This is a genomic window from Pseudomonas sp. P1_F1_2 (genome assembly GCF_056405815.1).
Genome location: NZ_JBFUBK010000089.1, coordinates 1 through 22164, shown reverse-complemented (window position 1 = coordinate 22164; position 22164 = coordinate 1). Strand labels below are relative to the sequence as shown.

20 protein-coding genes are annotated in these 22164 nt (G+C 61.5%); 12 read left to right on the top strand and 8 right to left on the bottom strand.

The window, feature by feature from the left end:
* Positions 1-33: 33 nt before the first annotated feature.
* Positions 34-1167: a bifunctional diaminohydroxyphosphoribosylaminopyrimidine deaminase/5-amino-6-(5-phosphoribosylamino)uracil reductase RibD gene (gene ribD / locus AC1D2P_RS22770; RefSeq protein WP_046028789.1), complete on the bottom strand. Its 1134-nt coding sequence runs from the start codon at positions 1165-1167 to the stop codon at positions 34-36.
* The gene (gene nrdR / locus AC1D2P_RS22765; protein ID WP_003228656.1) at positions 1164-1628 is read right to left on the bottom strand and encodes a transcriptional regulator NrdR; all 465 of its coding nucleotides are present in this window, start codon (positions 1626-1628) and stop codon (positions 1164-1166) included. Before nrdR ends, ribD begins: the two co-directional genes overlap by 4 nt.
* Positions 1629-1755: 127 nt before the next feature.
* Between nrdR and AC1D2P_RS22760 the strand changes: the two genes are divergently transcribed.
* The 3 genes from AC1D2P_RS22760 to trxA are packed head-to-tail and all read left to right on the top strand — an operon-like array spanning position 1756 to position 3785.
* Positions 1756-2220: a YbaY family lipoprotein gene (locus AC1D2P_RS22760; RefSeq protein ID WP_046028791.1), complete on the top strand. Its 465-nt coding sequence runs from the start codon at positions 1756-1758 to the stop codon at positions 2218-2220.
* Positions 2217-2873, top strand: a complete 657-nt coding sequence (locus AC1D2P_RS22755) for a class I SAM-dependent methyltransferase (protein WP_223525625.1) — start codon at positions 2217-2219, stop codon at positions 2871-2873. The genes AC1D2P_RS22760 and AC1D2P_RS22755 overlap by 4 nt, the downstream gene beginning before the upstream one ends.
* A gap of 39 nt (positions 2874-2912) precedes the next feature.
* On the top strand, positions 2913-3785 hold the full coding sequence (trxA, locus tag AC1D2P_RS22750; protein ID WP_109787329.1) for a thioredoxin: 873 nt from the start codon (positions 2913-2915) through the stop codon (positions 3783-3785).
* A gap of 63 nt (positions 3786-3848) precedes the next feature.
* Here trxA and AC1D2P_RS22745 read toward each other — a convergent pair whose 3' ends face one another.
* Positions 3849-4202: a hypothetical protein gene (locus tag AC1D2P_RS22745; protein ID WP_109787328.1), complete on the bottom strand. Its 354-nt coding sequence runs from the start codon at positions 4200-4202 to the stop codon at positions 3849-3851.
* Positions 4203-4336: 134 nt separating this feature from the next.
* Between AC1D2P_RS22745 and AC1D2P_RS22740 the strand changes: the two genes are divergently transcribed.
* The 5 genes from AC1D2P_RS22740 to AC1D2P_RS22720 all read left to right on the top strand — a co-directional run bounded on the left by AC1D2P_RS22740 (position 4337) and on the right by AC1D2P_RS22720 (position 8445).
* On the top strand, positions 4337-4927 hold the full coding sequence (locus AC1D2P_RS22740; RefSeq protein ID WP_477758364.1) for a DUF2796 domain-containing protein: 591 nt from the start codon (positions 4337-4339) through the stop codon (positions 4925-4927).
* 131 nt (positions 4928-5058) lie between these two features.
* A complete protein-coding gene (locus AC1D2P_RS22735) occupies positions 5059-5769 on the top strand; it encodes an ABC transporter ATP-binding protein (RefSeq protein WP_046028882.1) in 711 nt (236 codons plus the stop codon).
* A 1-nt stretch (position 5770) separates the two neighbouring features.
* On the top strand, positions 5771-7036 hold the full coding sequence (locus AC1D2P_RS22730) for an ABC transporter permease (protein ID WP_077431186.1): 1266 nt from the start codon (positions 5771-5773) through the stop codon (positions 7034-7036).
* 11 nt (positions 7037-7047) lie between these two features.
* On the top strand, positions 7048-7566 hold the full coding sequence (locus AC1D2P_RS22725; RefSeq protein WP_109787326.1) for a DUF3299 domain-containing protein: 519 nt from the start codon (positions 7048-7050) through the stop codon (positions 7564-7566).
* A gap of 177 nt (positions 7567-7743) precedes the next feature.
* A complete protein-coding gene (locus AC1D2P_RS22720; protein WP_109787325.1) occupies positions 7744-8445 on the top strand; it encodes an OmpW/AlkL family protein in 702 nt (233 codons plus the stop codon).
* Between the two features lie 97 nt (positions 8446-8542).
* Here AC1D2P_RS22720 and AC1D2P_RS22715 read toward each other — a convergent pair whose 3' ends face one another.
* Both AC1D2P_RS22715 and AC1D2P_RS22710 read right to left on the bottom strand, forming a co-directional pair.
* Positions 8543-9472: an NAD-dependent epimerase/dehydratase family protein gene (locus tag AC1D2P_RS22715; RefSeq protein ID WP_046028808.1), complete on the bottom strand. Its 930-nt coding sequence runs from the start codon at positions 9470-9472 to the stop codon at positions 8543-8545.
* The gene (locus tag AC1D2P_RS22710) at positions 9465-10349 is read right to left on the bottom strand and encodes a sugar nucleotide-binding protein (RefSeq protein ID WP_077431185.1); all 885 of its coding nucleotides are present in this window, start codon (positions 10347-10349) and stop codon (positions 9465-9467) included. Before AC1D2P_RS22710 ends, AC1D2P_RS22715 begins: the two co-directional genes overlap by 8 nt.
* A gap of 325 nt (positions 10350-10674) precedes the next feature.
* Between AC1D2P_RS22710 and AC1D2P_RS22705 the strand changes: the two genes are divergently transcribed.
* On the top strand, positions 10675-14991 hold the full coding sequence (locus AC1D2P_RS22705; protein ID WP_477758363.1) for an Lhr family helicase: 4317 nt from the start codon (positions 10675-10677) through the stop codon (positions 14989-14991).
* 115 nt (positions 14992-15106) lie between these two features.
* Here the strand turns inward: AC1D2P_RS22705 and AC1D2P_RS22700 are convergent, their stop codons facing one another.
* Complete coding sequence (locus tag AC1D2P_RS22700) at positions 15107-17230, bottom strand: mechanosensitive ion channel family protein (protein WP_109787322.1); 2124 nt, start codon at positions 17228-17230, stop codon at positions 15107-15109.
* A 330-nt stretch (positions 17231-17560) separates the two neighbouring features.
* Between AC1D2P_RS22700 and AC1D2P_RS22695 the strand changes: the two genes are divergently transcribed.
* From AC1D2P_RS22695 to AC1D2P_RS22685, 3 genes are read left to right on the top strand one after another with little or no spacing between them, the layout of a single operon-like run.
* Complete coding sequence (locus tag AC1D2P_RS22695; RefSeq protein ID WP_077431182.1) at positions 17561-18358, top strand: endonuclease/exonuclease/phosphatase family protein; 798 nt, start codon at positions 17561-17563, stop codon at positions 18356-18358.
* The gene (gene clsB / locus AC1D2P_RS22690; protein ID WP_109787320.1) at positions 18355-19650 is read left to right on the top strand and encodes a cardiolipin synthase ClsB; all 1296 of its coding nucleotides are present in this window, start codon (positions 18355-18357) and stop codon (positions 19648-19650) included. The genes AC1D2P_RS22695 and clsB overlap by 4 nt, the downstream gene beginning before the upstream one ends.
* Positions 19637-20623 carry a lysylphosphatidylglycerol synthase domain-containing protein gene (locus AC1D2P_RS22685; protein ID WP_109787319.1) on the top strand — a complete coding sequence of 329 codons (987 nt, stop codon included), beginning with the start codon at positions 19637-19639 and terminating at the stop codon, positions 20621-20623. The genes clsB and AC1D2P_RS22685 overlap by 14 nt, the downstream gene beginning before the upstream one ends.
* Positions 20624-20736: 113 nt before the next feature.
* Here the strand turns inward: AC1D2P_RS22685 and AC1D2P_RS22680 are convergent, their stop codons facing one another.
* Positions 20737-21495: an alpha/beta hydrolase family protein gene (locus tag AC1D2P_RS22680; protein ID WP_109787318.1), complete on the bottom strand. Its 759-nt coding sequence runs from the start codon at positions 21493-21495 to the stop codon at positions 20737-20739.
* The coding region (locus tag AC1D2P_RS22675; protein WP_477811605.1) for a DUF3182 family protein at positions 21485-22164 on the bottom strand (680 nt) is incomplete at its 5' end. The genes AC1D2P_RS22675 and AC1D2P_RS22680, both read right to left, overlap by 11 nt.

The window sequence follows — 22164 nt, the reverse complement described above, 5'->3', positions numbered from 1 at the left end:
AGAACAAAGCCGTCGCTAGGCTGCGGCCAGGAATTATACGCTCGCGGCTGGCGAAGGAATGGCTGTGACCCGCCAGTCATCGCCAACCGCGCGAATTTCGGTGATTTTAAGCTCGGGCGCATCCTTCATTTGCGCGAGCGGCCAGTCGAGCAGCGGTCGCGCCGAAGAACCCAGAAACTTGCCGGCGATGAAAATCTGGAACTCATCCACCAGGCCTTGCTGAGCGAATGCGCCCGCCAGGCGCGGGCCGGCTTCGACCAACACCTCATTGACGCCACGGGCGGCGAGCTCGACCAGCAATTGCCGCAGATCGACCTGACCATCGTAGCCGGGCACGATCAGGCATTCCGGGCCGTTGGCGTACTGTTCTTCCACTGCCACGCAGGTGGCGACCAGCGCCGGGCCGGCCTTGAAGAACGGCGCATCCAGCGGCACCCGCAGGCGACCATCGATCAATACGCGCAGCGGCGGACGGCTCATGGCCAACGCGGTTTGCTGCGCATCCAGGCCCAACTCGTCAGCGCGCACGGTCAGACGGGCGTTGTCCGCCAGTACCGTGTCGGCGCCGGTCAGCACCACGCTGGCCTGGGCACGCAGCCGCTGCACCGCCGAACGCGCGGCGGGGCCGGTGATCCACTGGCTCTCGCCGCTTTCCATCGCCGTGCGACCGTCCAGGCTCATGGCCAACTTGACCCGCACGAACGGCAAGCCGTGTTCCATGCGCTTAAGGAAGCCTTCGTTGAGCTTGCGCGCTTCGCCTTCCAGCACGCCGCTTTCGGCGGCGATACCGGCTTGGGCCAGACGTTGCAGACCGCGACCGGCGACGTCCGGGTTCGGGTCCTGCATCGCCGCGACCACACGGGCAACCCCGGCAGTCACCAGCGCATCGGCGCAGGGCGGCGTGCGGCCGTGATGGCTGCAAGGCTCAAGTGTCACGTAGGCCGTGGCGCCCCGGGCCAATTCACCGGCGGCGCGCAAGGCGTGGACTTCGGCGTGAGGCTCACCGGCGCGCTCATGCCAGCCTTCACCGACAATCTGCCCGTCACGCACAATCACACAGCCGACCCGCGGGTTGGGATGCGTCGTGTAATGACCTTTGCGCGCCAGTTCCAGCGCGCGGGCCATGTAATGGGCGTCGAGGATGGCGAGTTCGGCGGGTGTGCTCATTCTTTCACCGGCTCACGGGCCAGGCGATCGATCTCTTCGCGGAACTCGTTGAGGTCCTGGAAGCGGCGATACACCGAAGCGAAGCGGATATAGGCGACTTCGTCGAGCTTTTGCAGCTCGGCCATCACCAGCTCACCGACCACGAGGGATTTGACCTCGCGTTCGCCAGTGGCGCGCAGTTTGTGTTTGATGTGCACCAGCGACGATTCGAGGCGCTCGACACTCACCGGGCGCTTCTCCAGCGCTCGCTGCATGCCGGCACGCAGTTTTTCTTCGTCGAACGGCTGGCGACTGCCGTCGGTTTTGATCAGGCGCGGCAACACCAGTTCGGCGGTCTCAAACGTCGTGAAACGCTCGCCGCAGGCCAGGCATTCACGCCGGCGGCGCACCTGTTCGCCCTCGGCGACCAGACGCGAGTCGATGACCTTGGTGTCGTTGGCACCGCAGAAGGGACAGTGCATGGTGGCAGGCAACAAAAAAAGGGAGGGCCATGGTAGCGCATCCCGGTGGCAAGACAAGCCATAGGGTTTGCGGTATACAGTCGGCTATAGCGCTTGATCCGTGGATTTCATCTTGCTGGAGCCATAAATGTCCTTAAGACCGCTCGTTTTGCTCAGTCTTTTCAGCCTGCTGGTGGCCTGCGGCAGCGATGCGCCCAAGCCCCAGCCACCAACACCCGGCCCGGCACCGCAAGCTGCGCAGAAAAAAGCGCAGGAGTCGGCCAACCTCGGACCGCTGCCGGCGTATCAACGTGAGTTGAGCGGCACCCTGCAAGGCGTGCCGGCCGGCGCCGAAGTCGAACTGGCGTTGCTGGTGATCGACGAGAAAGATCGCCCGCAGCAATTGCTCGCCAGTTCCAGCCTGATCGGCACCAATCAAGTGTTGCCGTTTCATCTACGCTTCAACCCGGACTCCTTCCCGAGCGGTGCTCGCGTTGAACTGCGCGGCCGCGCCAGCCAGTCCGGCCAGCTGATTTTGCATCTGCCGTCGCAGGTCATTTCGCAGCCAACGACACAGGCACTGGGTCAGCTGCAATTTGTCAAAGCACCATGATTGCACCGCTCGACCTGCAACAGGCCTTGGGTGAACTGCTGGGTGATGCGCAGCTTGTCCCTGTTGCATTGCCCGATACCGACCTGAAGCTCTGGCTAATCGACGGCGACAACATGGACCGTGCGTTCAGCCCTGAAGAAACCCGACGGATTCTGCATGAGCCGCCGTACTGGAGTTTCTGCTGGGCCAGCGGCCTGGCGGTGGCGCGCTATCTCGTCGAATTCCCCGAGTGGGTCAAAGGCAAGCGGGTACTGGACTTCGGCGCGGGTTCGGGTATCGCGGGAATTGCCGCGGTGAAAGCCGGCGCCCTCGAAGTCGTGGCCTGTGATCTCGATCCGCTGGCCATTGCCGCGTGCCGGGCGAATGCCGAACTCAATGACGTACAGCTCAACTATTCGGCAGATTTTTTCGCCGAGGCCGACCGGTTCGATCTGATTCTGGTAGCGGACGTGCTGTACGACCGGGCGAATTTGCCCTTGCTCGATGAGTTTTTAACGCGCGGCAATGAGGCGCTGGTGGCCGACTCGCGTGTCAGGGATTTCCGTCACCCGTTGTATCAACGCATCGAGATGCTGGAAGCGATGACCCTGCCGGATCTGGCCGAACCCGAAGAGTTTCGGCATGTGAGCCTCTACCACGCGCGGCGTACCTAGCCTTATAGTTGCCACATTCACGCTTTTACGAGATCCCCCATGAGTCAGGAAACGCCGTACATCTTCGACGCCACGACTGCCGATTTCGACCAGTCGGTGATCGAGAACTCCTTCCACAAACCGGTGCTGGTGGATTTCTGGGCCGAATGGTGTGCGCCCTGCAAAGTGCTGATGCCGATGCTGCAGACCATCGCCGAAAGCTATCAGGGCGAGTTGCTGCTGGCCAAAGTCAACTGCGACCTGGAACAAGACATCGTTGCCCGTTTCGGTATTCGCAGCCTGCCGACCGTGGTGCTGTTCAAGGATGGCCAACCGGTTGACGGTTTTGCCGGTGCGCAACCGGAATCCGCCGTGCGCACGATGCTTGAGCCTCACGTACAAATGCCGCCTCCGGCCGCCTCCGACCCGTTCGAGCAGGCTCAGGCCTTGTTCGATGACAGTCGTTTCGCCGACGCCGAAGCCGTGCTCAAAGTGCTGCTGGGCGAAGACAACACCAATGCCAAAGCACTGATCCTCTACGCCCGCTGCCTCACCGAGCGTGGCGAGTTGGGTGAAGCGCAAACCGTGCTCGACGCGGTCAAGAGCGATGAACATAAAGCGGCCCTGGCCGGCGCCAAGGCGCAGATCCAGTTTCTCGGCCAGGCCAAGGACCTGCCGGATGCGGCGGACCTGAAAGCACGGCTGGCGAAAAACCCGCTGGATGATGAAGCCGTGTATCAGCTGGCGGTTCAGCAATTGGCTCGCCAGCAGTACGAAGCGGCCCTGGATGCGTTGCTCAAGCTGTTCATCCGCAATCGCAGCTACAGCGAAGGCTTGCCGCACAAGACCTTGCTGCAAGTGTTCGAACTGCTGGGCAATGACCACCCGCTGGTGACTACGTACCGTCGCAAACTGTTTGCCGCGCTGTATTAAGTCACCTTGTAGGAGCACGGCTTGCCGGCGATGGCGTCCTAAAGATCGCCATCGCGAGCAAGCTCAGCTCCTACCTGGCGCTTGCCAGCTGTAGAGCGGCGTATCCCCGCCGCTCGACACCTTCACATCGGCACTATGGCGCAAGCGCACCAACAGGCGTTTGCCCGACGCCGCACTACCGGTCAGCCCTTCCAGTTGCTCGAGCAAATCCGGCCCGCTCATTTGTCCGGCCTTGCGCAACAAGTCCTTGGCGATCTGCCACAGCGCATCATCCTGATTCAGTGGTTTGGCCGCAGCCGCGCTAGCCTCGGGCTTGCTCACCTGCAACTGCGCACCGAGCCGCGCCCAATCACCGTCATCCATCTCCAGCGTCAAATCCACCGGCCAGTCGCCGATGCTTCCGCGTATTCGCAACATGAGTCTGCTCCTGCACATTTCTGACTTGCATGCTCCCATGGGACTTGTGCAACGCCAAGCAGGCGGTCAAACTCTCCACGCTTACGTTATAAGATTACATAACAAATTATTCATCTTACTGCCGGAGACCCACCATGCAACGTCTGCTGCTCGCTTTGCCGTTTGCCTTGTTGCCATTGGCCGCCGCCCACGCCGCCGAGGAGCATGATCACGAGCACGGCAGCCTTGGCGCTCACGAACATGGTGTCGCGCGCTTGAACGCGGCGCTGGACGGCCAGACCCTGGAGCTTGAACTGGAAAGCCCGGCGATGAACCTGGTGGGCTTCGAACACGCGGCCACCACCGACGCCGATAAAGCCAAGGTCGCTGCGGCCCGGGCACAGTTGGAGAAACCGCTGGCGCTGTTCAATCTGCCGAAAGCCGCCGGTTGCGTAGTCGCCATGCAGGAACTGGAAAGCCCGTTGTTCGGCGACAAACCTGACACCGATGATGATCACGACGAAGATGAAACGGACAAGGACGGTCATGAACATCATCACGACCACAGCGAGATCCACGCTCATTACCAATTCACCTGCGCAGCTCCGGGTGCACTGAAGAACCTCGACCTGGCAACTATTTTCAACACGTTCCCGGCGACCCAGAAAATTCAGGTACAACTGATCAGCCCGAGCGGCCAGCAAGGCGTCGAAGTGACTGCGAAGACGGCGCCCCTGAAATTCTGAATCCACCCCGATCCTGTAGGAGCAAGGCTTGCCCGCGATAAAGACGTCRCAGGTTTCGATTAGACCGCGTCATCGTTCATCGCGGGCAAGCCATGCTCCTACAGGTCATCAACACCCATGAAATCGGCGCTATGACCCAAGCACTCATCGAACTGTCCGACCTGGGCTTCAGCTGGCCCGGTCACCCGCCGTTGCTGGACATCCCGGCGTTTCGCCTGGAGCCTGGCGAAACCCTGTTCCTCAAAGGCCCCAGCGGCAGTGGTAAAACCACCCTGCTCGGCCTGCTCGGCGGCGTGCAGAAACCTGATCGCGGGAGCATTCGGCTGCTCGGACAGGAATTGACCGAACTGGGTGCCGGCGCACGCGACCGTTTCCGCGTCGATCACACCGGGTACATCTTTCAGCAATTCAATTTGCTGCCCTTCCTGTCGGTTCGCGAAAACGTCGAACTGCCCTGCCACTTCTCCAGGTTGCGCGCCGAACGGGCGAAACAGCGCCACGGCAGTGTCGATCAGGCGGCGGCCACCCTGCTCGCCCATTTGGGTTTGAAGGACGAAAGCATCCTCAGCCGACGCGCCGATTCGCTGTCCATCGGCCAACAGCAACGAGTGGCCGCCGCGCGAGCGCTGATCGGCCAGCCGGAACTGGTCATCGCCGACGAACCGACATCAGCCCTGGACTACGACGCTCGGGAAAACTTCATTCGCCTGTTGTTCGCCGAATGCCGTGAAGCCGGCTCTAGCCTGTTGTTTGTCAGCCACGACCAGAGCCTGGCACCGCTGTTTGATCGCAACCTGTCGCTGGCCGAACTCAATCGCGCCGCCACGCCTGCAGAGGTCTGAGATGTATTTGTTTCGTCTTGCCATGGCCAGTCTGGCTAACCGGCGCTTCACCGCGATACTCACCGCGTTCGCCATCGCCCTGTCGGTGTGCCTGCTGTTGGCCGTGGAGCGCGTGCGCACCGAAGCCAAAGCCAGTTTTGCCAGCACCATCAGCGGCACCGACCTGATCGTCGGCGCACGCTCCGGTTCGGTGAACCTGTTGCTCTACTCGGTGTTTCGCATCGGCAATGCCACCAACAATATTCGCTGGGACAGCTTCGAACACTTCGCCAACAACCCGAAAGTGAAGTGGGCGATTCCAATGTCCCTCGGCGACTCCCATCGCGGCTACCGGGTGATGGGCACCACCGAGGCGTACTTCGAGCATTACCAGTACGGCCATCAGCAACACCTGGAACTGGCCGACGGCCGCGCTTTCGCCACCGACCCGTTTGAAGTAGTACTCGGCGCCGAAGTCGCGGATGCGCTGCACTACAAACTCGGCGACAAACTGGTGTTGGCCCACGGCGTGGCGGTGATCAGCCTGGTCAAGCACGACGACAAACCGTTCACCGTGGTCGGCATCCTCAAACGCACCGGCACGCCCGTGGACCGCACGTTGCACATCAGCCTTGGCGGCATGGAGGCGATCCATGTCGACTGGCACAACGGCGTGCCGGCACAAGGAAAAGGCCGAATCAGTGCCGATCAGGCACGCAACATGGACCTCACGCCGCAAGCGATCACCGCGTTCATGCTCGGCCTCAACAGCAAGATTTCGACCTTTGCGTTGCAACGTGAAATCAACGAATTCCGTGGTGAACCGATGCTGGCGATCCTGCCCGGCGTGGCGCTTCAAGAGCTGTGGAGTTTGATGAGCACGGCGGAAAAAGCCTTGTTCGTGGTTTCACTGTTCGTGGTGCTGACCGGGTTGATCGGCATGCTCACGGCGATTCTCACCAGCCTGAATGAACGTCGCCGCGAGATGGCGATTCTGCGCTCAGTCGGCGCCCGGCCCTGGCACATCGCGACCTTGCTGGTGCTTGAGGCCTTTGCCTTGGCGCTGTCCGGGGTGATTGCCGGCGTGGCGCTGCTGTATGTGTGCATCGCCGCCGCCCAGGGTTACGTGCAAGCCAATTACGGTTTGTACCTGCCGCTGGCGTGGCCGAGCGAGTATGAATGGACGCTGCTCGGTGGCATCCTGATCGCCGCTTTGTTGATGGGCAGCGTGCCGGCCTGGCGCGCGTATCGCCAATCGTTGGCCGATGGCCTGTCGATCCGACTATGAGGACGTTGAACATGCCCCGCGCCTTGCTTGCGCTGCTGATGCTGGTCGCCCTGCCCCTGTGGGCGGCCGAGCCGAAAGACCTGACCTGGTCGGAAATGATCCCGCCGGACGCCGCGCCGGAAGTGCCGAACATGACGCCGCTGCACGACTTGTCGCAGATGAGCAGCACGCTGTCTGCCGAGTCAGCGCCCGCCGCCAAGCAGGACATGCCCAATGCGCCGGTGGTGAGCAGCCTTGATGGCCAGAACATTCGCCTGCCGGGCTACATCGTGCCGCTGGAAGTCGGTGAAGACGGGCGTACCACCGAGTTTTTGCTGGTGCCGTATTTCGGCGCCTGCATCCATGTGCCGCCACCACCGTCAAACCAGATCGTGCATGTAAAAAGCGAAGTCGGCGTGAAGCTTGATGAGCTGTATCAGCCGTACTGGATCGAGGGCGCGATGCAGGTCAAGGCGTCGACCAGTGAGCTGGCGGATGCCGGGTATCAGATGGAAGCGGACAAGATTTATGTGTATGAATTGCCCGAATGAATCCGGTAATTCTGAGTCACTCACAAGGGTGCGACGATTCGACTTGACCGCGATGGGGCTATCAAATTCACCACAAAACCCGGTCATCACAGTTTCATTGAGCTGAATCAAAAGACCGTATCAGGCAGCTTTGTACCATTGGACATCAAAAATTTTTAACGTCCTTTGGAGCCTCCCATGCACAAGTCTTTGCTCAGTGCCTCGCTGATTACCCTCGCGCTCGCCGCCCCGCTCGCCCACGCCTTCGAGGCAGGCGATATCCTGATTCGTGCCGGTGCAATCACCGTCAACCCTAAAGCCGACAGCTCCAGCGTCAAGGTCGACCAGGGCCCGTTGGCCGGTACCAACCTGGGTGGCAAGGCCACCATGGACAGCGACACGCAACTGGGCCTGAACTTTGCCTACATGCTGGACAGCCACTGGGGGATCGAGCTGTTGGCTGCCACTCCGTTCGAGCATGACGTGAAACTCAAAGGCACTGCCCTGGGCTCAGCGGCCAACGGTAAACTCGGCACTCTGAAACACCTGCCACCGACCTTGAGCGTCGTGTACTACCCGCTGGACCCGAAGTCCGCTTTCCAGCCGTATCTCGGCGCCGGTATCAACTACACCGTGATCTACGACGAACACGTCGGCAGCGAAGCGCAGGCCAAGGGCTTCAGCAACTTCGAAGCGGATAACTCCTGGGGCATGGCGTTCCAGGTCGGCGCCGATTACATGATCACCGACAACATCTTGCTCAACGCCCAGGTGCGCTACATCGACATCGACACCACTGCGACCGTGGAAAACAACGGGATTGCGCCGGGCACTCGGGCCAAGGTCGACGTGGATGTAGACCCGTTCGTCTACATGGTAGGCCTGGGCTACAAGTTCTAAAGGTACATTCACGTGGTGGTGAATCGATCGCTCCCATGCTCTGCGTGGGAACGATCAGCAACAAAAAAGGCGCCTTAACAGGCGCCTTTTCTATTGGCTATCGTCCCAGCAACCGGGCCAATCCAACACTCATCGGTGTTTGCCCGGGTACGACAAAACGCTCCAGCAAACGCCGGTTACTCGCTCGCGAATGACGGATGTCACCGGAACGTGCCGGGCCAAAGCTCACGGGGGGCAGCTGGCCCACCACCGTCTCAAGGGCTTCGAGCATTTGCTTGAGACTGGTCGCCTGGTTCCAGCCGACATTCACCGCGCCGACTTCAACCTGCGGCATTTCGATGGCTTGCACCAGCAGGTCCACCAGATCCTCGACGTAAACGAAATCACGCGTCTGCTCACCGTCACCGAAAACAGTGATCGGCAGGCCATTTTGCGCCCGCTCGCTGAAAATACTGATCACCCCGGAATACGGCGAGGACGGGTCCTGACGCGGGCCGAAAATGTTGAAGAAGCGGAAAATCACCGGTTCCAGCGCATGCTGGCGGCGGTAGAAATCGAAGTAGTGCTCACTCGCCAACTTGTCCGACGCGTAGGGCGTCAAGGGCGCCTTGGGGGTGTCCTCATCGATCGATTCACCTTCGCCATTGTTGCCGTAGACCGCCGCGCTGGAAGCGAACAGCACGCGTTTGACGCCTGCCTGGCGCATGGCTTCGCAGACATTCAGCGAGCCGACGAAGTTGCTCTGATGAGTCTTCACCGGATCATCCACCGACGCTTGCACCGAGGCCACTGCCGCCAAGTGCGCCACCGCGCTGCAACCGACCATCGCCTGAGCCACGAGCGACGCATCGGCGACATCACCGACAATCAATTCCAGGTTGGGGTTATCCATCGGCAGGTTGCTGCGTTTGCCGGTGGACAAGTCATCGAGAATGCGCACCGAATGCCCTTTGGCGAGCAAGGCATCGGTCAGGTGCGAACCGATAAAACCGGCGCCGCCGGTGATAAAAACAGGGCCGTCAGCCATGGCGATAAAACCTGTCCAGTAAGCCCGGGAGTGCCGCGCGCCAGGCGCGGGGCTTGATCCCGAACGTGTGCAAAATTTTCTTGCAGGCCAGCACCGCGTGTTGTGGCTCTTCGGCGGCATCCGGTCGCGCGGCGTGAGCCTGGGCCGTCGGCGCTTCGATGGCCAACGGATGCAGGCTGCGTGCTTCAGTCAGGATGGCCTGCCCCAGCGCCAGCGGCGTGGTCGCCTCATGCCCGGCGTAATGATAGGTGCCCCACAGCGGCGCTGCACAATCGAGTTGTTTGAGCACCGAAATGATCACCCGGGCTGCATCGTCGACCGGAGTCGGGTTGCCCCGGCGGTCGTCGGCCAACAACAGTTCGTCAGGCGTTTCCGCTCGTGCAAGGAAGCGCCCGAGCGTGCCGTCAGGGCTGTCATCGAGCAACCAGCCAAAACGCAGCAGTACGTGCTGTGGACAGGTTGCGCGAACGCTTTGTTCGATGCGCCACAGTGACTGACCGCGTAGCCCCAGAGGAACCGGCTCATCTTTTTCGCTGTAGGCGGTGGCACGCGAGCCATCAAACACACGATAGCTCGAGGGTTGCAGCAGAACGATGTTGTGATGCTGGCACAGTTCGGCCAGACGCTCGATCGACCGCTCCTGCCCGGCCAGACGCATTTCGCTGACCGTCTCTGCCTGAAACCAGTCGAAGTAGTAGGCGAGGTTGATCAACGCGTCCGGACGGGTGTCGTCGAGCAGTTGCGTCAGGCTCGCGGCATCCCAGCCGTCTTGCGGGGGGCGGGGGGCGAGGAAACCGATGTCTTCCTCCGCACCGAGGCGAATCAGCGCCTGCCCAAGGGCATTTCCGCCGCCCAGTAACATAAGGCGCATTCGCATAGAGTCAGCAGGCCCAGTCTGATTGGAACGATGGCTTTATCGACAATGCCCGCAGGCAATGCCGTTGATAGTTGCCGGAATCGTTGCATTTTGCGGGTTTAGTGCGCAACCGTCATCCGTAAAGTGTAGATGCCCGGGATTTGTGCCGCCGGTGATGGCCCCTTCGCGGGCAAGCCCGCTCCCACAGGGATCTCCTATGAATACAAAATTTATGAACAACAGAAACCACTGTGGGAGCGGGCTTGCCCGCGATGAGGCCCTCAGGCTCGGCGAAGGGCTTGAATGGTACTTGCATCTGAACCACCCCACCCGCATAAATTACCCCATGAATCTGCCCATTCCCACGGACGCTGCACTGGCAGGCTTCCACCCCGCCGTCAGCGCCTGGTTCAGCAGCACCTTCCCGACGGTCACCGCCGCCCAGGCCCGGGCGTGGCCGTTGATCCGTCAGCGCCGCTCGACCCTGATCGCCGCGCCCACCGGATCTGGCAAAACCCTCACCGCTTTCCTCGCGGTCATCGACGACCTGGTTCACCGGGGCCTGGAAACCGACGACGGGCTGCCAGACGAAACCCTGGTGGTCTATGTCTCGCCGCTCAAGGCGTTGTCCAACGACATCCAGATCAACCTGCAAAACCCGCTCGCCGGGATCACCGAGCAATTGCGCGTGATGGGCCTGCCCCCATTACAGATCAACACCGCCGTGCGCACCGGCGATACACCGCAAAAAGATCGCTCGGCCATGCGCAAGACCGCACCGCACATTCTGGTGACCACGCCAGAATCCCTTTACGTGCTGCTCGGCTCCGATTCCGGCCGAAAAATGCTCGGCACCACGCGCACGGTCATTGTCGATGAAATTCACGCCATCGCCGCCAGTAAACGCGGCAGCCACCTGGCCTTGAGCCTTGAGCGATTGCAGGCGCTGTGCGCAGATCCGCTGGTGCGCATTGGTCTGTCAGCCACGCAAAAACCCATCGAAGCGGTGTCGCGTTTTCTGGTGGGCCGTGACCGCCCTTGCGAGATCGTCGACATCGGCCACGCCCGTCCACGGGACCTGGACATCGAAGTGCCACCGGTGCCGCTATCGGCGGTCATGGCCAATGATGTGTGGGAGCTGGTCTATGACCGCCTCGCCGCCCTCGCCCGCGAACACCGGACCACGCTGATTTTCGTCAACACCCGGCGACTTGCCGAACGCTTGAGCCGGCACCTGAGCGAACGCCTGGGCAAGGACGCCGTCGCCGCCCACCACGGCAGCCTGGCCAAAGAGTTTCGCCTGGACGCCGAACAACGGCTCAAGCGCGGCGACCTGCAAGTGCTGATCGCCACCGCTTCGCTGGAATTGGGCATCGACATTGGCGACGTAGACCTGGTGTGCCAAATCGCCTCGCCGCGCTCGATTTCAGGGCTTCTGCAACGGGTCGGCCGCTCCGGGCACCAGGTCGGCGGTACGCCCAAGGGCCGTTTGTTTGCCACCACTCGCGACGACCTGATCGAATGCGCCGCCCTGCTCGATTGTGTACGACGCGGTGAACTCGATACGTTGCAGATCCCCGAGGCACCGCTGGACGTGCTCGCCCAGCAAATCATTGCCGAGGTCAGTTGCCAGGAATGGCCGGAACAGGCGCTGCTGGAGATGTTGCGCAACGCCTCGCCCTACGCCGGGCTCGACGAAAAGCACTATCAGGCGCTGCTGCACATGCTTGCCGAGGGTTACAACGGTCGTCAGGGTATCCGCAGCGCTTACCTGCATCGCGACGCCGTGACCCGTACTTTACGCGGTCGTCGGGGTGCCAAACTGACCGCCGTGACCAGTGGCGGGACTATTCCGGACAACGCCGACTACAGCGTCTTGCTGGAGCCCCAAGGGCTGAACATCGGCAGCGTCAACGAAGACTTTGCGGTGGAAAGCATTGCCGGGGATGTGTTCCAGCTGGGCAATACCTCCTACCGGATCCTGCGGGTCGACACTGGCAAGGTCCGGGTCGAAGACGCTCAGGGGCAACCGCCGACCATTCCGTTCTGGCTCGGTGAAGCGCCCGGTCGCAGCGCCGAACTGTCCTTTGCCGTCGCTCGCTTGCAGGCGCACCTCGACGACCTGCTCGGCGCCACACCGGGCCATCTGCAACCGGCCCTCGACTGGCTGACCGACACCCTCGGCCTCAACCTCGACAGCGCCGGGCAACTGGTGGATTACCTCGCCCGTGCGCGCCTGACGCTCGGCGCCCTGCCGTCACARGACACGCTGCTGATGGAGCGGTTTTTCGACGAGTCCGGCGGTACACAACTGATCATCCACACGCCGTTCGGCAGCCGCATCAACCGGGCCTGGGGCCTGGCCCTGCGCAAACGCTTCTGCCGCACCTTCAACTTCGAATTGCAGGCCGCCGCCAGCGAAGACGCCATTGTCCTGTCGCTGTCCACCAGCCACAGTTTCGAACTCGACGATGTCTGGCGCTACCTGCACAGCAACAGCGCCGAGCACATCCTGATTCAAGCAGTGCTCGATGCGCCGTTGTTCGGTGTGCGCTGGCGCTGGAATGCCGGCGTCGCCCTGGCATTGCCGCGCTACAGCGGCGGACGCAAAGTCGCGCCGCAGATCCAGCGGATGAAAAGCGAAGACTTGATTGCCAGCGTCTTCCCCGACCAGATTGCCTGCGTGGAAAACCTCGCCGGCGAGCGCGAAATTCCCGACCATCCGCTGGTGGAGCAAACCCTCGACGATTGCCTGCACGAGGCGATGGACAGTGACGGCTGGCTGGCGCTGCTGCGGCGCATGGAACGCGGTGATGTGCGGCTGATCAGCCGTGACTTGCCGGCGCCCTCCCCTTTGGCGGCCGAAATCCTCAGCGCCCGGCCCTACACTTTTCTCGACGATGCGCCGCTGGAAGAACGCCGCACGCAAGCGGTGCTCAACCGTCGCTGGACCGACCCGCAATCCACTGACGACCTCGGCGCGCTGGATGCCGAGGCGATTCAAGCGGTGCGCGATGAGGCTTGGCCGACACCTTCCGGCATCGATGAGATGCACGAGGCATTGATGAGCCTGGCGTGCATCACCGACGCGGAAGCGCAGGCCAATCCGCACTGGCTCGATTGGCTGAACGCCTTGGCCGACAGCGGTCGCGCCAGCCTTTTGCGGATCAACGCCAGGCAATCATTGTGGCTGGCACTGGAGCGACTCACCTGTTTCAAATCGATTTATCCACAGGCCAGGTTGTTGCCGGCACTGCAAGCGCTACCCGGCTTCGATGAAGTCTGGGAGCCCGACGAAGCGATGCTTGAAGTGATCCGCGCGCGGCTCAGCGCCTTCGGGCCGTTACCGCTCGATGCCATTGCCGAACCGCTTGGATTGACAGTGAATCAAGTCACCCAGGCCTTGGCCCAACTGGAACGCGAAGGCTATGTATTGCGCGGTCGCTTCACACCCGGCGCCAGTGTGGAGCAATGGTGCGAACGGCATCTGCTGGCACGAATTCACCGCTACACGGTCAAGCGTCTACGTCGGGAAATCGAGCCGGTGGCGTTGCAGGACTTCATGCGTTTTCTGTTCGACTGGCAGCACCTGTCGGCGGCGACTCAAGGCCAGGGCAGTGCCGTATTGCCGGCGATCATCAGTCAGTTCGAAGGCTACCCGGCCGCTGCGTCAGCCTGGGACAGCGATATGTTGCCCGGACGTATCAAAGACTATTCGCCGGGCTGGCTGGATGACCTGTGCCGAAGCGGAAAACTCGTCTGGACACGCCTGACCGCTCGCAACAAAGGCGCCAGCACGGCACTGCGCAGCACACCCATTGTGTTGTTGCCGCGCGGCCAGATCGGGTTATGGGTCAGCTTGACCGAGCAGACACCGGTCAGCGAGTTGTCGCCCAAGACGCAAAAGGTCTATGAAGCGCTCAGCCAACATGGCGCGCTGTTTTTCGATGAGTTGATTCATGAAGCGCACCTGTTGCGCTCGGAACTGGAAATCGCCTTGCAGGAATTGGTCGGTGCGGGGCTTGTGAACGCTGACAGCTTCGCCGGGTTGCGGGCGCTGATTACCCCGGCCAGCAAACGCCAGAATCGCAGCAGCCGACGCGGGCGCGGAGCGTTTGTGGGCGGCATGGACGATGCCGGTCGCTGGGCCCTGTTGCGACGCGGGCCTGCCGCGCCGGTTGTGGATAACAAACGCCCGGCGCCCACACCCAACGAAACCCTGGAACACATCGCCATGACCTTGCTGCGGCGCTATGGCGTGGTGTTCTGGCGCTTGCTGGAGCGTGAGGCGGATTGGCTGCCAAGTTGGCGCGAATTGCTGCGCACATTTCACCGACTGGAGGCACGGGGCGAAATACGTGGCGGGCGGTTTGTCAGTGGTCTGGCGGGGGAGCAGTTTGCGCTGCCCGAGGCGATCCCGTTACTACGCGAAGTACGCCGACGGCCGCATGACGGCAGTTTGATCGCGGTGTGCGGGGTTGACCCGCTGAACCTGGCAGGCACGCTTTTACCGGGCGTGAAAGTGCCGGCGTTGGCGAGTAATCGGTTGGTGTACCGCGATGGATTGCCGGCGGCGGCGGAGATTGCCGGCAAGCAGCATTTCTGGATGGAGCTGGATCAGCAGGCGACTGCTGAATTGCACAACAAACTGATCCGGCATTGATCGTTCCCACGCTCTGCGTGGGAATGCAGCCAGAGACGCTCTGCGTCTCAAGAGTGGACGCGGAGCGTCCGGTGAGGCATTCCCACGCAGAGCGTGGGAACGATCTGTCCTGGTACTACTGGGTACGCGGCTGATCCGGCAGCAAAACCGACGAATGCTCCGGCGCCAGCCCGCCCTCTCCCTCATCCACCTGCCGCTGGGGAATAAAAACCTGCTGTGGATAAGTCTGCGCGAAATGCACCCAAGGGCTGTTATCCACAAGCTTTTTCAATCGCTGGTTGAAGGCTCGGCTCACCGCATACTGCCCGCCCGACACCGTACGGAACTGCGCCGTCAGCACCACGCCGTTGAGGTCCATTTTGTCGACCCCGAATACGTCGAGCGGTCCTTGCAGGTTGTACTTGAGAAACGGGTCGTCGCTGATCGAATGCCCGGCCTCGCGAATCAACTCAATCGCCTTGTCGACATCCGTGTCGTAGGTGAACTGCACCGAGAAGAACGCATAAGCAAACTGTCGGGACTGGTTGGTCACCGCCTTGATCTGGCCGAACGGCACCGAGTGCACAAAGCCCTTGCCGTCACGCAGACGCAGGGTGCGAATGGTCAGGCCTTCGACCGTGCCGGCATGCCCGGAATCGAGCACCACCCAATCGCCAATCGACAGGGTGTCTTCGATGATGATGAATAGCCCGGTAATCACATCCTGCACCAGTTGCTGGGAGCCGAAACCGATGGCCAGCCCCACCACCCCGGCGCCGGCCAGAAACGGCGCGACATTGATCCCGAGATTGGCCATGGTGGTGATCGCACAGATCACCACCAGCAGGATTTTGATCGCATTGCGCAGCAGCGGCAGGATGGTTTTCACCCGCGTGCTCGGTTGGCGTGCCGAGCGTTTGCTGACCGGTGGTTTCAGGGCCTCCTGAATCGCCGTGTCGAGCACCACCCAGACCATCCAGGTCATCAGGAAAATCAAGCCGATGCGGCTCAGCGAATCACTGATCGCCCGGCCGACCGAATTGCTCACCGCGAACTCGAAGAGTGACACCCCCCAGATACGTCCCAGGATGTCGATGAACACAATTGCCATGCCGATCCGCAGCAAGGCGTGAGAAAGGCTCAGGAAGCGCTCTTTATAGGCATTGCTACGCCGTACCGCTTGCTCGCTGCGGGACTTGAACAGGTGATGCAACGTGGTGCTGAGGAACACCGTCGCGATCAACAGAACCGTGGTGAGCAGTGCACTGCGCAACACCTGCTGATTGTCATCGCTGATGCTGACCAGGTTCATGATCGACACCATCACCATCAACAGGATCGGCCAGTACCACAGGCCGGAAAATATCCGCAGCGTCTCGCGCAGTGCAGGCTGACTCTGACGCTGGGCCAACGGCAGAACGCGGATCAGATGCGCGACTGGACGACGCATTTTGATCACCAGCAAACCGAAGGAAATCGACGCCCCCAGCCCGGTCAATACCGCGATGCTGCTGGTGAGATTGCCGCCCAATTGGTGGGCGATTTGCGGGCTGGTCAGGGCATCGCTGATCGCGACCAGAAAGCCGATGCCAAACAGTGGTCGCGGGCTGAACTGACGAAGGATCTGCACCGCCCGGCGCTTGTGCCCGGTGTTGAACAGGACCACCAGCGTCATGACCAGCGAGGCGGCAAAGATCCCGCTGCTGGTGGCATAGGCGAAACACAGCGCCAGCGCCCGCCCGGCTGACACGGGCAGGAAGTGGCTGACAAAAATCGTCAGCGGCAGGCTGACCAGCGCCGGAATGCTGTAAGGCAATGCATAACCGAGCACGGCTTGGCCGCGTTCTCGTGTGAGCAGCAAGCGGTGCTCGCTCAGTCGCTTGGCCAACAACCCGCCGAGCAGCCAGAGCAACGCAAAGACGCCCACCCACACGCCGGACAACAGCAGGAAATCCCCCGCCACGCTCCAGCTGGAACGCGCCGATGGATGATTGACCAGTTGATCCACTTCATCCGCCGCGCGGTCTGCGCGCAGACGCCAGGCGTCGACCAGGCCTTCGTTGAGATCGAGTTTGCCCTGGACCTCATCAATGCTCGAACTGATGGCCCCCAGCAAACCGCCCTGGACCAGCGGTTCCGGGTGAGCCGGTGGCGTCGCGGCGCTGCTGGCCGGCATGCCCGGCAGCGCTGCCGCTTGCAGCCCGACGCTGGTGGTGAACAGAAGTAGCGCCAGCCATATCGCAGTCTTGAACGGATGCAAAACGCGGTGCTCCTTTTAGTGAGTCGATATGAACACGAAAGATCGCAGCCTTCGGCCGCGCCTACAAGCGTAGACCGGCAGGAAGTTTCAGACCTGGCGGTGTATGCGGGGCCAGCCCGATTGCTGCCGTACATCGCCCCCACGTTGGTTATTTTGTGGGCCTGTACCGTCCGTAGTTCCGTCGAAACTTTCTCGCTCGCCCCGCAGTCATCAAAAGACAGGGTTGTTCGAAGACCATCAGGCGGGAGGCGGCATGGCGGCGATTCATGTGGGTAGTTCAGGCTGGCGCTACAGCGTCCCCGGCAAACCGGTGGCCGAAGGCGTGCTGCCATGAACGTTTCCGAGCCGCTTGGCGCCGCCGACGAGCCATCGCCTATCCTCACCGCCGTGCGCAGCTTCACCGTGCTGACGGTCAACACGCACAAAGGGTTTACCGCGCTCAACCGGCGTTTCATCCTCCCGGAGTTGCGTGAAGCGGTGCGCAGCGTGTCCGCCGACGTGGTGTTTTTGCAGGAAGTCCACGGCACCCATGAACAGCATCCGCGGCGCTACAGCGATTGGCCGACGATGCCGCAATACGAATTCCTCGCCGACACCCTGTGGCCGCAGTTTGCCTATGGCCGCAATGCGGTTTACCCGGCGGGCGATCACGGCAATGCGCTGCTGTCGAAATTCCAGATCATTCGCCATGACAACCTCGACGTCTCGATCAGCGGCCATGAAAACCGCGGCATCCTGCATTGCGTGTTACGCCTGCCCGGTGACGGTCAGGAGGTTCACGCCATTTGCGTGCACCTGGGGCTGCGCGAAACCCATCGCACCGAACAGCTCAAGCTATTGAGCCGACGCCTGGCACAGTTGCCGGACGATGCTGCGGTGATCGTGGCCGGCGACTTCAATGACTGGCGCCAACGCGCCGATGCGTTGCTCAAACCCTGCGGACTGCGCGAAGTGTTCGCCGAACATCACGGCAAACCGGCGCGCAGTTTTCCGGCGCGAATGCCGGCACTTCGACTAGACCGCATCTACGTGCGCAACCTCAAGGCCCACCGTCCGCAAGTGCTGGCGGCGCGTCCCTGGTCACACCTTTCCGACCATGCACCGCTGTCGGTGGAGATCGAGCTATGAGCAGCCCATCGATGGAAGAAGCCCGCGTGGAACACGTGTCCACTCCCCCGAAAACCCGAGAGCCCGCCGTGGTCGATGTCGACTATGGCTGGCAAGGCAACAACCGCGTCGAGTTGCTGGAAAACGGTGAGGAGTATTTCCCCAGGGTGTTCGAGGCCATGCGCCAGGCCAAGACGGAAATCCTCTTGGAAACTTTCATCGTGTTCGAGGACAAGGTCGGCAATGAAATGCAGCAAGTGCTGATCGACGCGGCTCGGCGCGGTGTGCGGGTCACGGCCAGCCTCGACGGTTTTGGCTGTGGCGAATTGAGCACCGGGTTTCTGGCCGCATTGAGCGAGGCCGGCGTACACATCCAGATATTCGACCCGGCGCCCAAGCGTCTGGGCATTCGCACCAACTGGTTCCGTCGCCTGCACCGCAAGATTGTCGTGGTCGACGGAGCGGTGGCCTTTATCGGCGGGATCAACTTTTCCGCCGACCATCTGGGCGACTTCGGCCCCGAAGCCAAACAGGATTATTCCGTTGAAGTGCAAGGCCCGGCGGTGGCCGACATCCATCATTTCGCGCTGTTGCAATGCGGTCGCCCGGCCCGGGCCAAATACTGGTGGCAGCGCCGTCGCCAACGGCGATCGGAACTGGCCCTGGACGATCATGACGGCCAGGTTCGCCTGGTGTACCGCGACAATGGCGACCACAGCACCGACATCGAAGAGGTGTATCGGCTGGTGCTGCGCAGTGCCAAACGCCGCGTGGTGATCGCCAACGCCTACTTCTTTCCCGGTTACCGCTTGCTGCGCGAGATCCGTAACGCGGCGCGCCGGGGCGTCGACGTGCGGCTGATTCTGCAAGGTCAACCAGACATGCTGGTGGCCAAACTCGCCGCACGCATGACCTACGACTATTTGCTCAAGTCCGGTGTACAGATTCATGAGTATTGCCAACGGCCGCTGCACGGCAAAGTCGCGCTGGTCGATGAGGATTGGAGCACCGTCGGCTCAAGCAACCTCGACCCACTGAGCTTGTCGATGAACCTGGAAGCCAACGTGTTGATCCGCGACCGCGCGTTCAATCGCACGTTGTTTGAACGCCTTGAACACCTGAGCGACAACCACTGCAAAGCCATGTCCGTCGACACTGCGCCGCGCGGCCGCATCTGGCACATGACGGTCGGCTTTCTGGTGTTCCACTTCCTGCGGCACTTCCCGGCCTGGGCGGGTTGGCTGCCGGCACACAAGCCGCGCCTCAAGCCCTTCACCCAGCCGACCGGGAGCGATCATCATGAGCCACGCTGAAGCGCATTCGGGCAGTCACACCGAGCACCCCGGCAAGTCTCGCTGGAGCCGCTGGAAACGGCCGTTGACGATGTTGTTTTTCCTGGCGCTGATTGTCTTGTTGACGATGCTGGCCGAGCGCCTCGAATGGGACGAAGTGTTCAACACCCTGGCCGATTTCAAGGTGCGAACGCTGGTCATCGCTTCAGGACTGACGCTGCTGAGTTTTCTGGTGTACGCCAGTTTCGACCTGATCGGGCGAACCTACATTCGCCAGGACCTGACGTGGAAACAGATCCTGCCGGTGGGGATTATCAGCTATGCCTTCAACCTCAATCTGAGTGCATGGGTGGGTGGCATCGCCATGCGCTATCGCTTGTATTCACGGTTGGGCGTGAGCAAGGGCAATATCGCGAAAATCCTCGGCTTGAGCCTGGCGACCAACTGGTTCGGTTACATGGTCATTGCCGGCGCGGTGTTCAGCAGTGGGCTGGTGCGCATGCCGCCCGGCTGGAAACTGAGCAGTGGCGCATTACAAGGCGTAGGCGTGTTGTTGCTGATTGTGAGCGCGGGTTATCTGGCGGCCTGCCGGTTTTCCAAGCGGCGTGAATGGGCCATTCGCGGGATAGAAATTGATCTGCCGTCATTGCGCATGGCCGTGCTGCAACTGGCCCTCGGCGCGCTGAACTGGTCGTTGATGGCGGCGGTGATTTTTACCTTGTTGCCGAGCAAGCTCGACTACCCACTGGTGCTGGGTGTGTTGCTGATCAGCGCCATCGCCGGGGTCATCACCCATATTCCAGCAGGGCTTGGCGTGCTGGAGGCGGTGTTTGTGGCGCTGCTGCAACATGAGGTTTCGCGGGGAAGCCTGGTGGCCGGGTTGCTGGCGTACCGGGCGATCTATTTCATCCTGCCGCTGTTGATTACGCTGGTGATGTATCTGGTGGTGGAGGCCAAGGCCAAGTCGTTGCGGATATCGAAGAAACCTTCTTGAGTATGTGGTGAGTCGAAGGCCGCCATCGCGAGCAAGCTCGCTCCCACAGGGGAATGCGTTCCAAATGTGGGAGCGAGCTTGCCCGCGATGGTCTCCAAAACACCGAAGATTTTTCAGCGGGACTGAATAATGCTCAACCGTTCGCCCACCACCATTTCGGTAATCCAGTCCACCAGGATCGAGGTGTACGCCTGCTGCGAAACAGGGTCGCTCAACGCGTGATCGGCACCGTCGATAATCCGGTGGGTCAGCGAGTGAGTCTGCTGACAGGCCGCGCGGTAACTCATGATGGTTGCGTGCGGCACATAGTCGTCCGTCTCGGACTCCACCAGCAGCACATCACCGGTGAATTGCGAACAGGCATGCAGCGCGCGGTTGCTGTCGGCGCGAATCAGGGTGCCGCGATAATCACGCAGGTCGGTCTTGTCCAGGTCACGTTTGGGTGTGTGCCATTGATCGTCGCGATACAGCGCCGGCACCCGTAGCGCCAGCCAGCGCACCGGTCGCAACGACGTCAGGATCGCGGCCAGGTAACCGCCATAACTGGTGCCCACCACAGCGATGGCCGACGTGTCGAGCGCCGGGTGCGCGAGCAGGCGGTCATACGCTGCCAGCAGGTCGCGCAAGTTGTCTTCGCGGGTGACGCGCGTCAGCGGAATACCGGTGCCCCCGGTGTGGCCGCGCAAGTCGAACGTCAGGCACACGCACCCAAGACCGGCGATGCCTTTGGCCCGTTCCAGGTCCCGTTCCTGGCTGCCACCCCACCCGTGCACAAACAGCACGCCGGGAACCTTCGATTTGGGGCTCAGAAAAGTCCCGCTCATCTGTTCATCGTCGATGTCGATCTGAATGGTTTCGCTTCTAGCCGTCATAGGATTTGACCGTTACGTACTTGAGTAGAAAGTCACTGGTTTGCGCTGGCCCGCGATACACCTCGATGGCGTCCGCCGGCAGCGGCTGGTCGATGTAGGTTTCGACAGACGACACGCGAATCGCGCGCATCCCCGGATCGTTGACGAAGCTCTGCAACGCCGCCACTTCCGCGCTGCTGGCGCCGCCCATGCGCCAGGATTGTTCCAGCACGCCGCTGCGTTGTTGGCCGTTACAGTCCAGGCCCTGGGCGATGTCGTAATTGCGCCGTGAGGCGTAGAAACCGGGATAGGCCTCGTCCGCAGCGCGGTCGAACACCTGCGCCTGCAGGATCGCCAACCGCACATCGTCAGGCAACGGCAGCTTGAGCAAGTCCTCGTAGTCACCCGGCACCACCAACAGGTTGGAACCGCCATACACCTGCTCGCCTTGAGCATCCTCAGTCAAGTATTGATCACCGCAGTAACTCAGCACGGTGTTGCCGATGAAACTCTGGCCGACGCTGTGGGTGATCACGTTGTCCAGATCCTGTTCCAGCACCACACCTTCGGTGAACAACTTGCTGGCATCGGGCCTGGCGAGGACTTCGTCGAACTGATCGAGGCTTTCAATTACCTCCTGGCCACGTCCGGCGCAGGCATGTACAGGCTTGAGGATGTACAGGCTTGAGG

Excerpts from the sequence above, each read along its gene's own strand:
- AC1D2P_RS22685 (WP_109787319.1), top strand. The coding sequence starts at position 19,637 with ATGAGCCACGCTGAAGCGCATTCGGGCAGTCACACCGAGCACCCCGGC.
- clsB (WP_109787320.1), top strand. The coding sequence starts at position 18,355 with ATGAGCAGCCCATCGATGGAAGAAGCCCGCGTGGAACACGTGTCCACT.
- AC1D2P_RS22740 (WP_477758364.1), top strand. The coding sequence starts at position 4,337 with ATGCAACGTCTGCTGCTCGCTTTGCCGTTTGCCTTGTTGCCATTGGCC.
- AC1D2P_RS22755 (WP_223525625.1), top strand. The coding sequence starts at position 2,217 with ATGATTGCACCGCTCGACCTGCAACAGGCCTTGGGTGAACTGCTGGGT.
- ribD (WP_046028789.1), bottom strand. The coding sequence starts at position 1,167 with ATGAGCACACCCGCCGAACTCGCCATCCTCGACGCCCATTACATGGCC.
- trxA (WP_109787329.1), top strand. The coding sequence starts at position 2,913 with ATGAGTCAGGAAACGCCGTACATCTTCGACGCCACGACTGCCGATTTC.
- AC1D2P_RS22735 (WP_046028882.1), top strand. The coding sequence starts at position 5,059 with ATGACCCAAGCACTCATCGAACTGTCCGACCTGGGCTTCAGCTGGCCC.
- AC1D2P_RS22745 (WP_109787328.1), bottom strand. The coding sequence starts at position 4,202 with ATGTTGCGAATACGCGGAAGCATCGGCGACTGGCCGGTGGATTTGACG.
- AC1D2P_RS22680 (WP_109787318.1), bottom strand. The coding sequence starts at position 21,495 with ATGACGGCTAGAAGCGAAACCATTCAGATCGACATCGACGATGAACAG.
- AC1D2P_RS22725 (WP_109787326.1), top strand. The coding sequence starts at position 7,048 with ATGCCCCGCGCCTTGCTTGCGCTGCTGATGCTGGTCGCCCTGCCCCTG.
- AC1D2P_RS22710 (WP_077431185.1), bottom strand. The coding sequence starts at position 10,349 with ATGCGAATGCGCCTTATGTTACTGGGCGGCGGAAATGCCCTTGGGCAG.
- AC1D2P_RS22720 (WP_109787325.1), top strand. The coding sequence starts at position 7,744 with ATGCACAAGTCTTTGCTCAGTGCCTCGCTGATTACCCTCGCGCTCGCC.
- AC1D2P_RS22760 (WP_046028791.1), top strand. The coding sequence starts at position 1,756 with ATGTCCTTAAGACCGCTCGTTTTGCTCAGTCTTTTCAGCCTGCTGGTG.
- AC1D2P_RS22695 (WP_077431182.1), top strand. The coding sequence starts at position 17,561 with ATGAACGTTTCCGAGCCGCTTGGCGCCGCCGACGAGCCATCGCCTATC.
- AC1D2P_RS22715 (WP_046028808.1), bottom strand. The coding sequence starts at position 9,472 with ATGGCTGACGGCCCTGTTTTTATCACCGGCGGCGCCGGTTTTATCGGT.
- AC1D2P_RS22730 (WP_077431186.1), top strand. The coding sequence starts at position 5,771 with ATGTATTTGTTTCGTCTTGCCATGGCCAGTCTGGCTAACCGGCGCTTC.
- nrdR (WP_003228656.1), bottom strand. The coding sequence starts at position 1,628 with ATGCACTGTCCCTTCTGCGGTGCCAACGACACCAAGGTCATCGACTCG.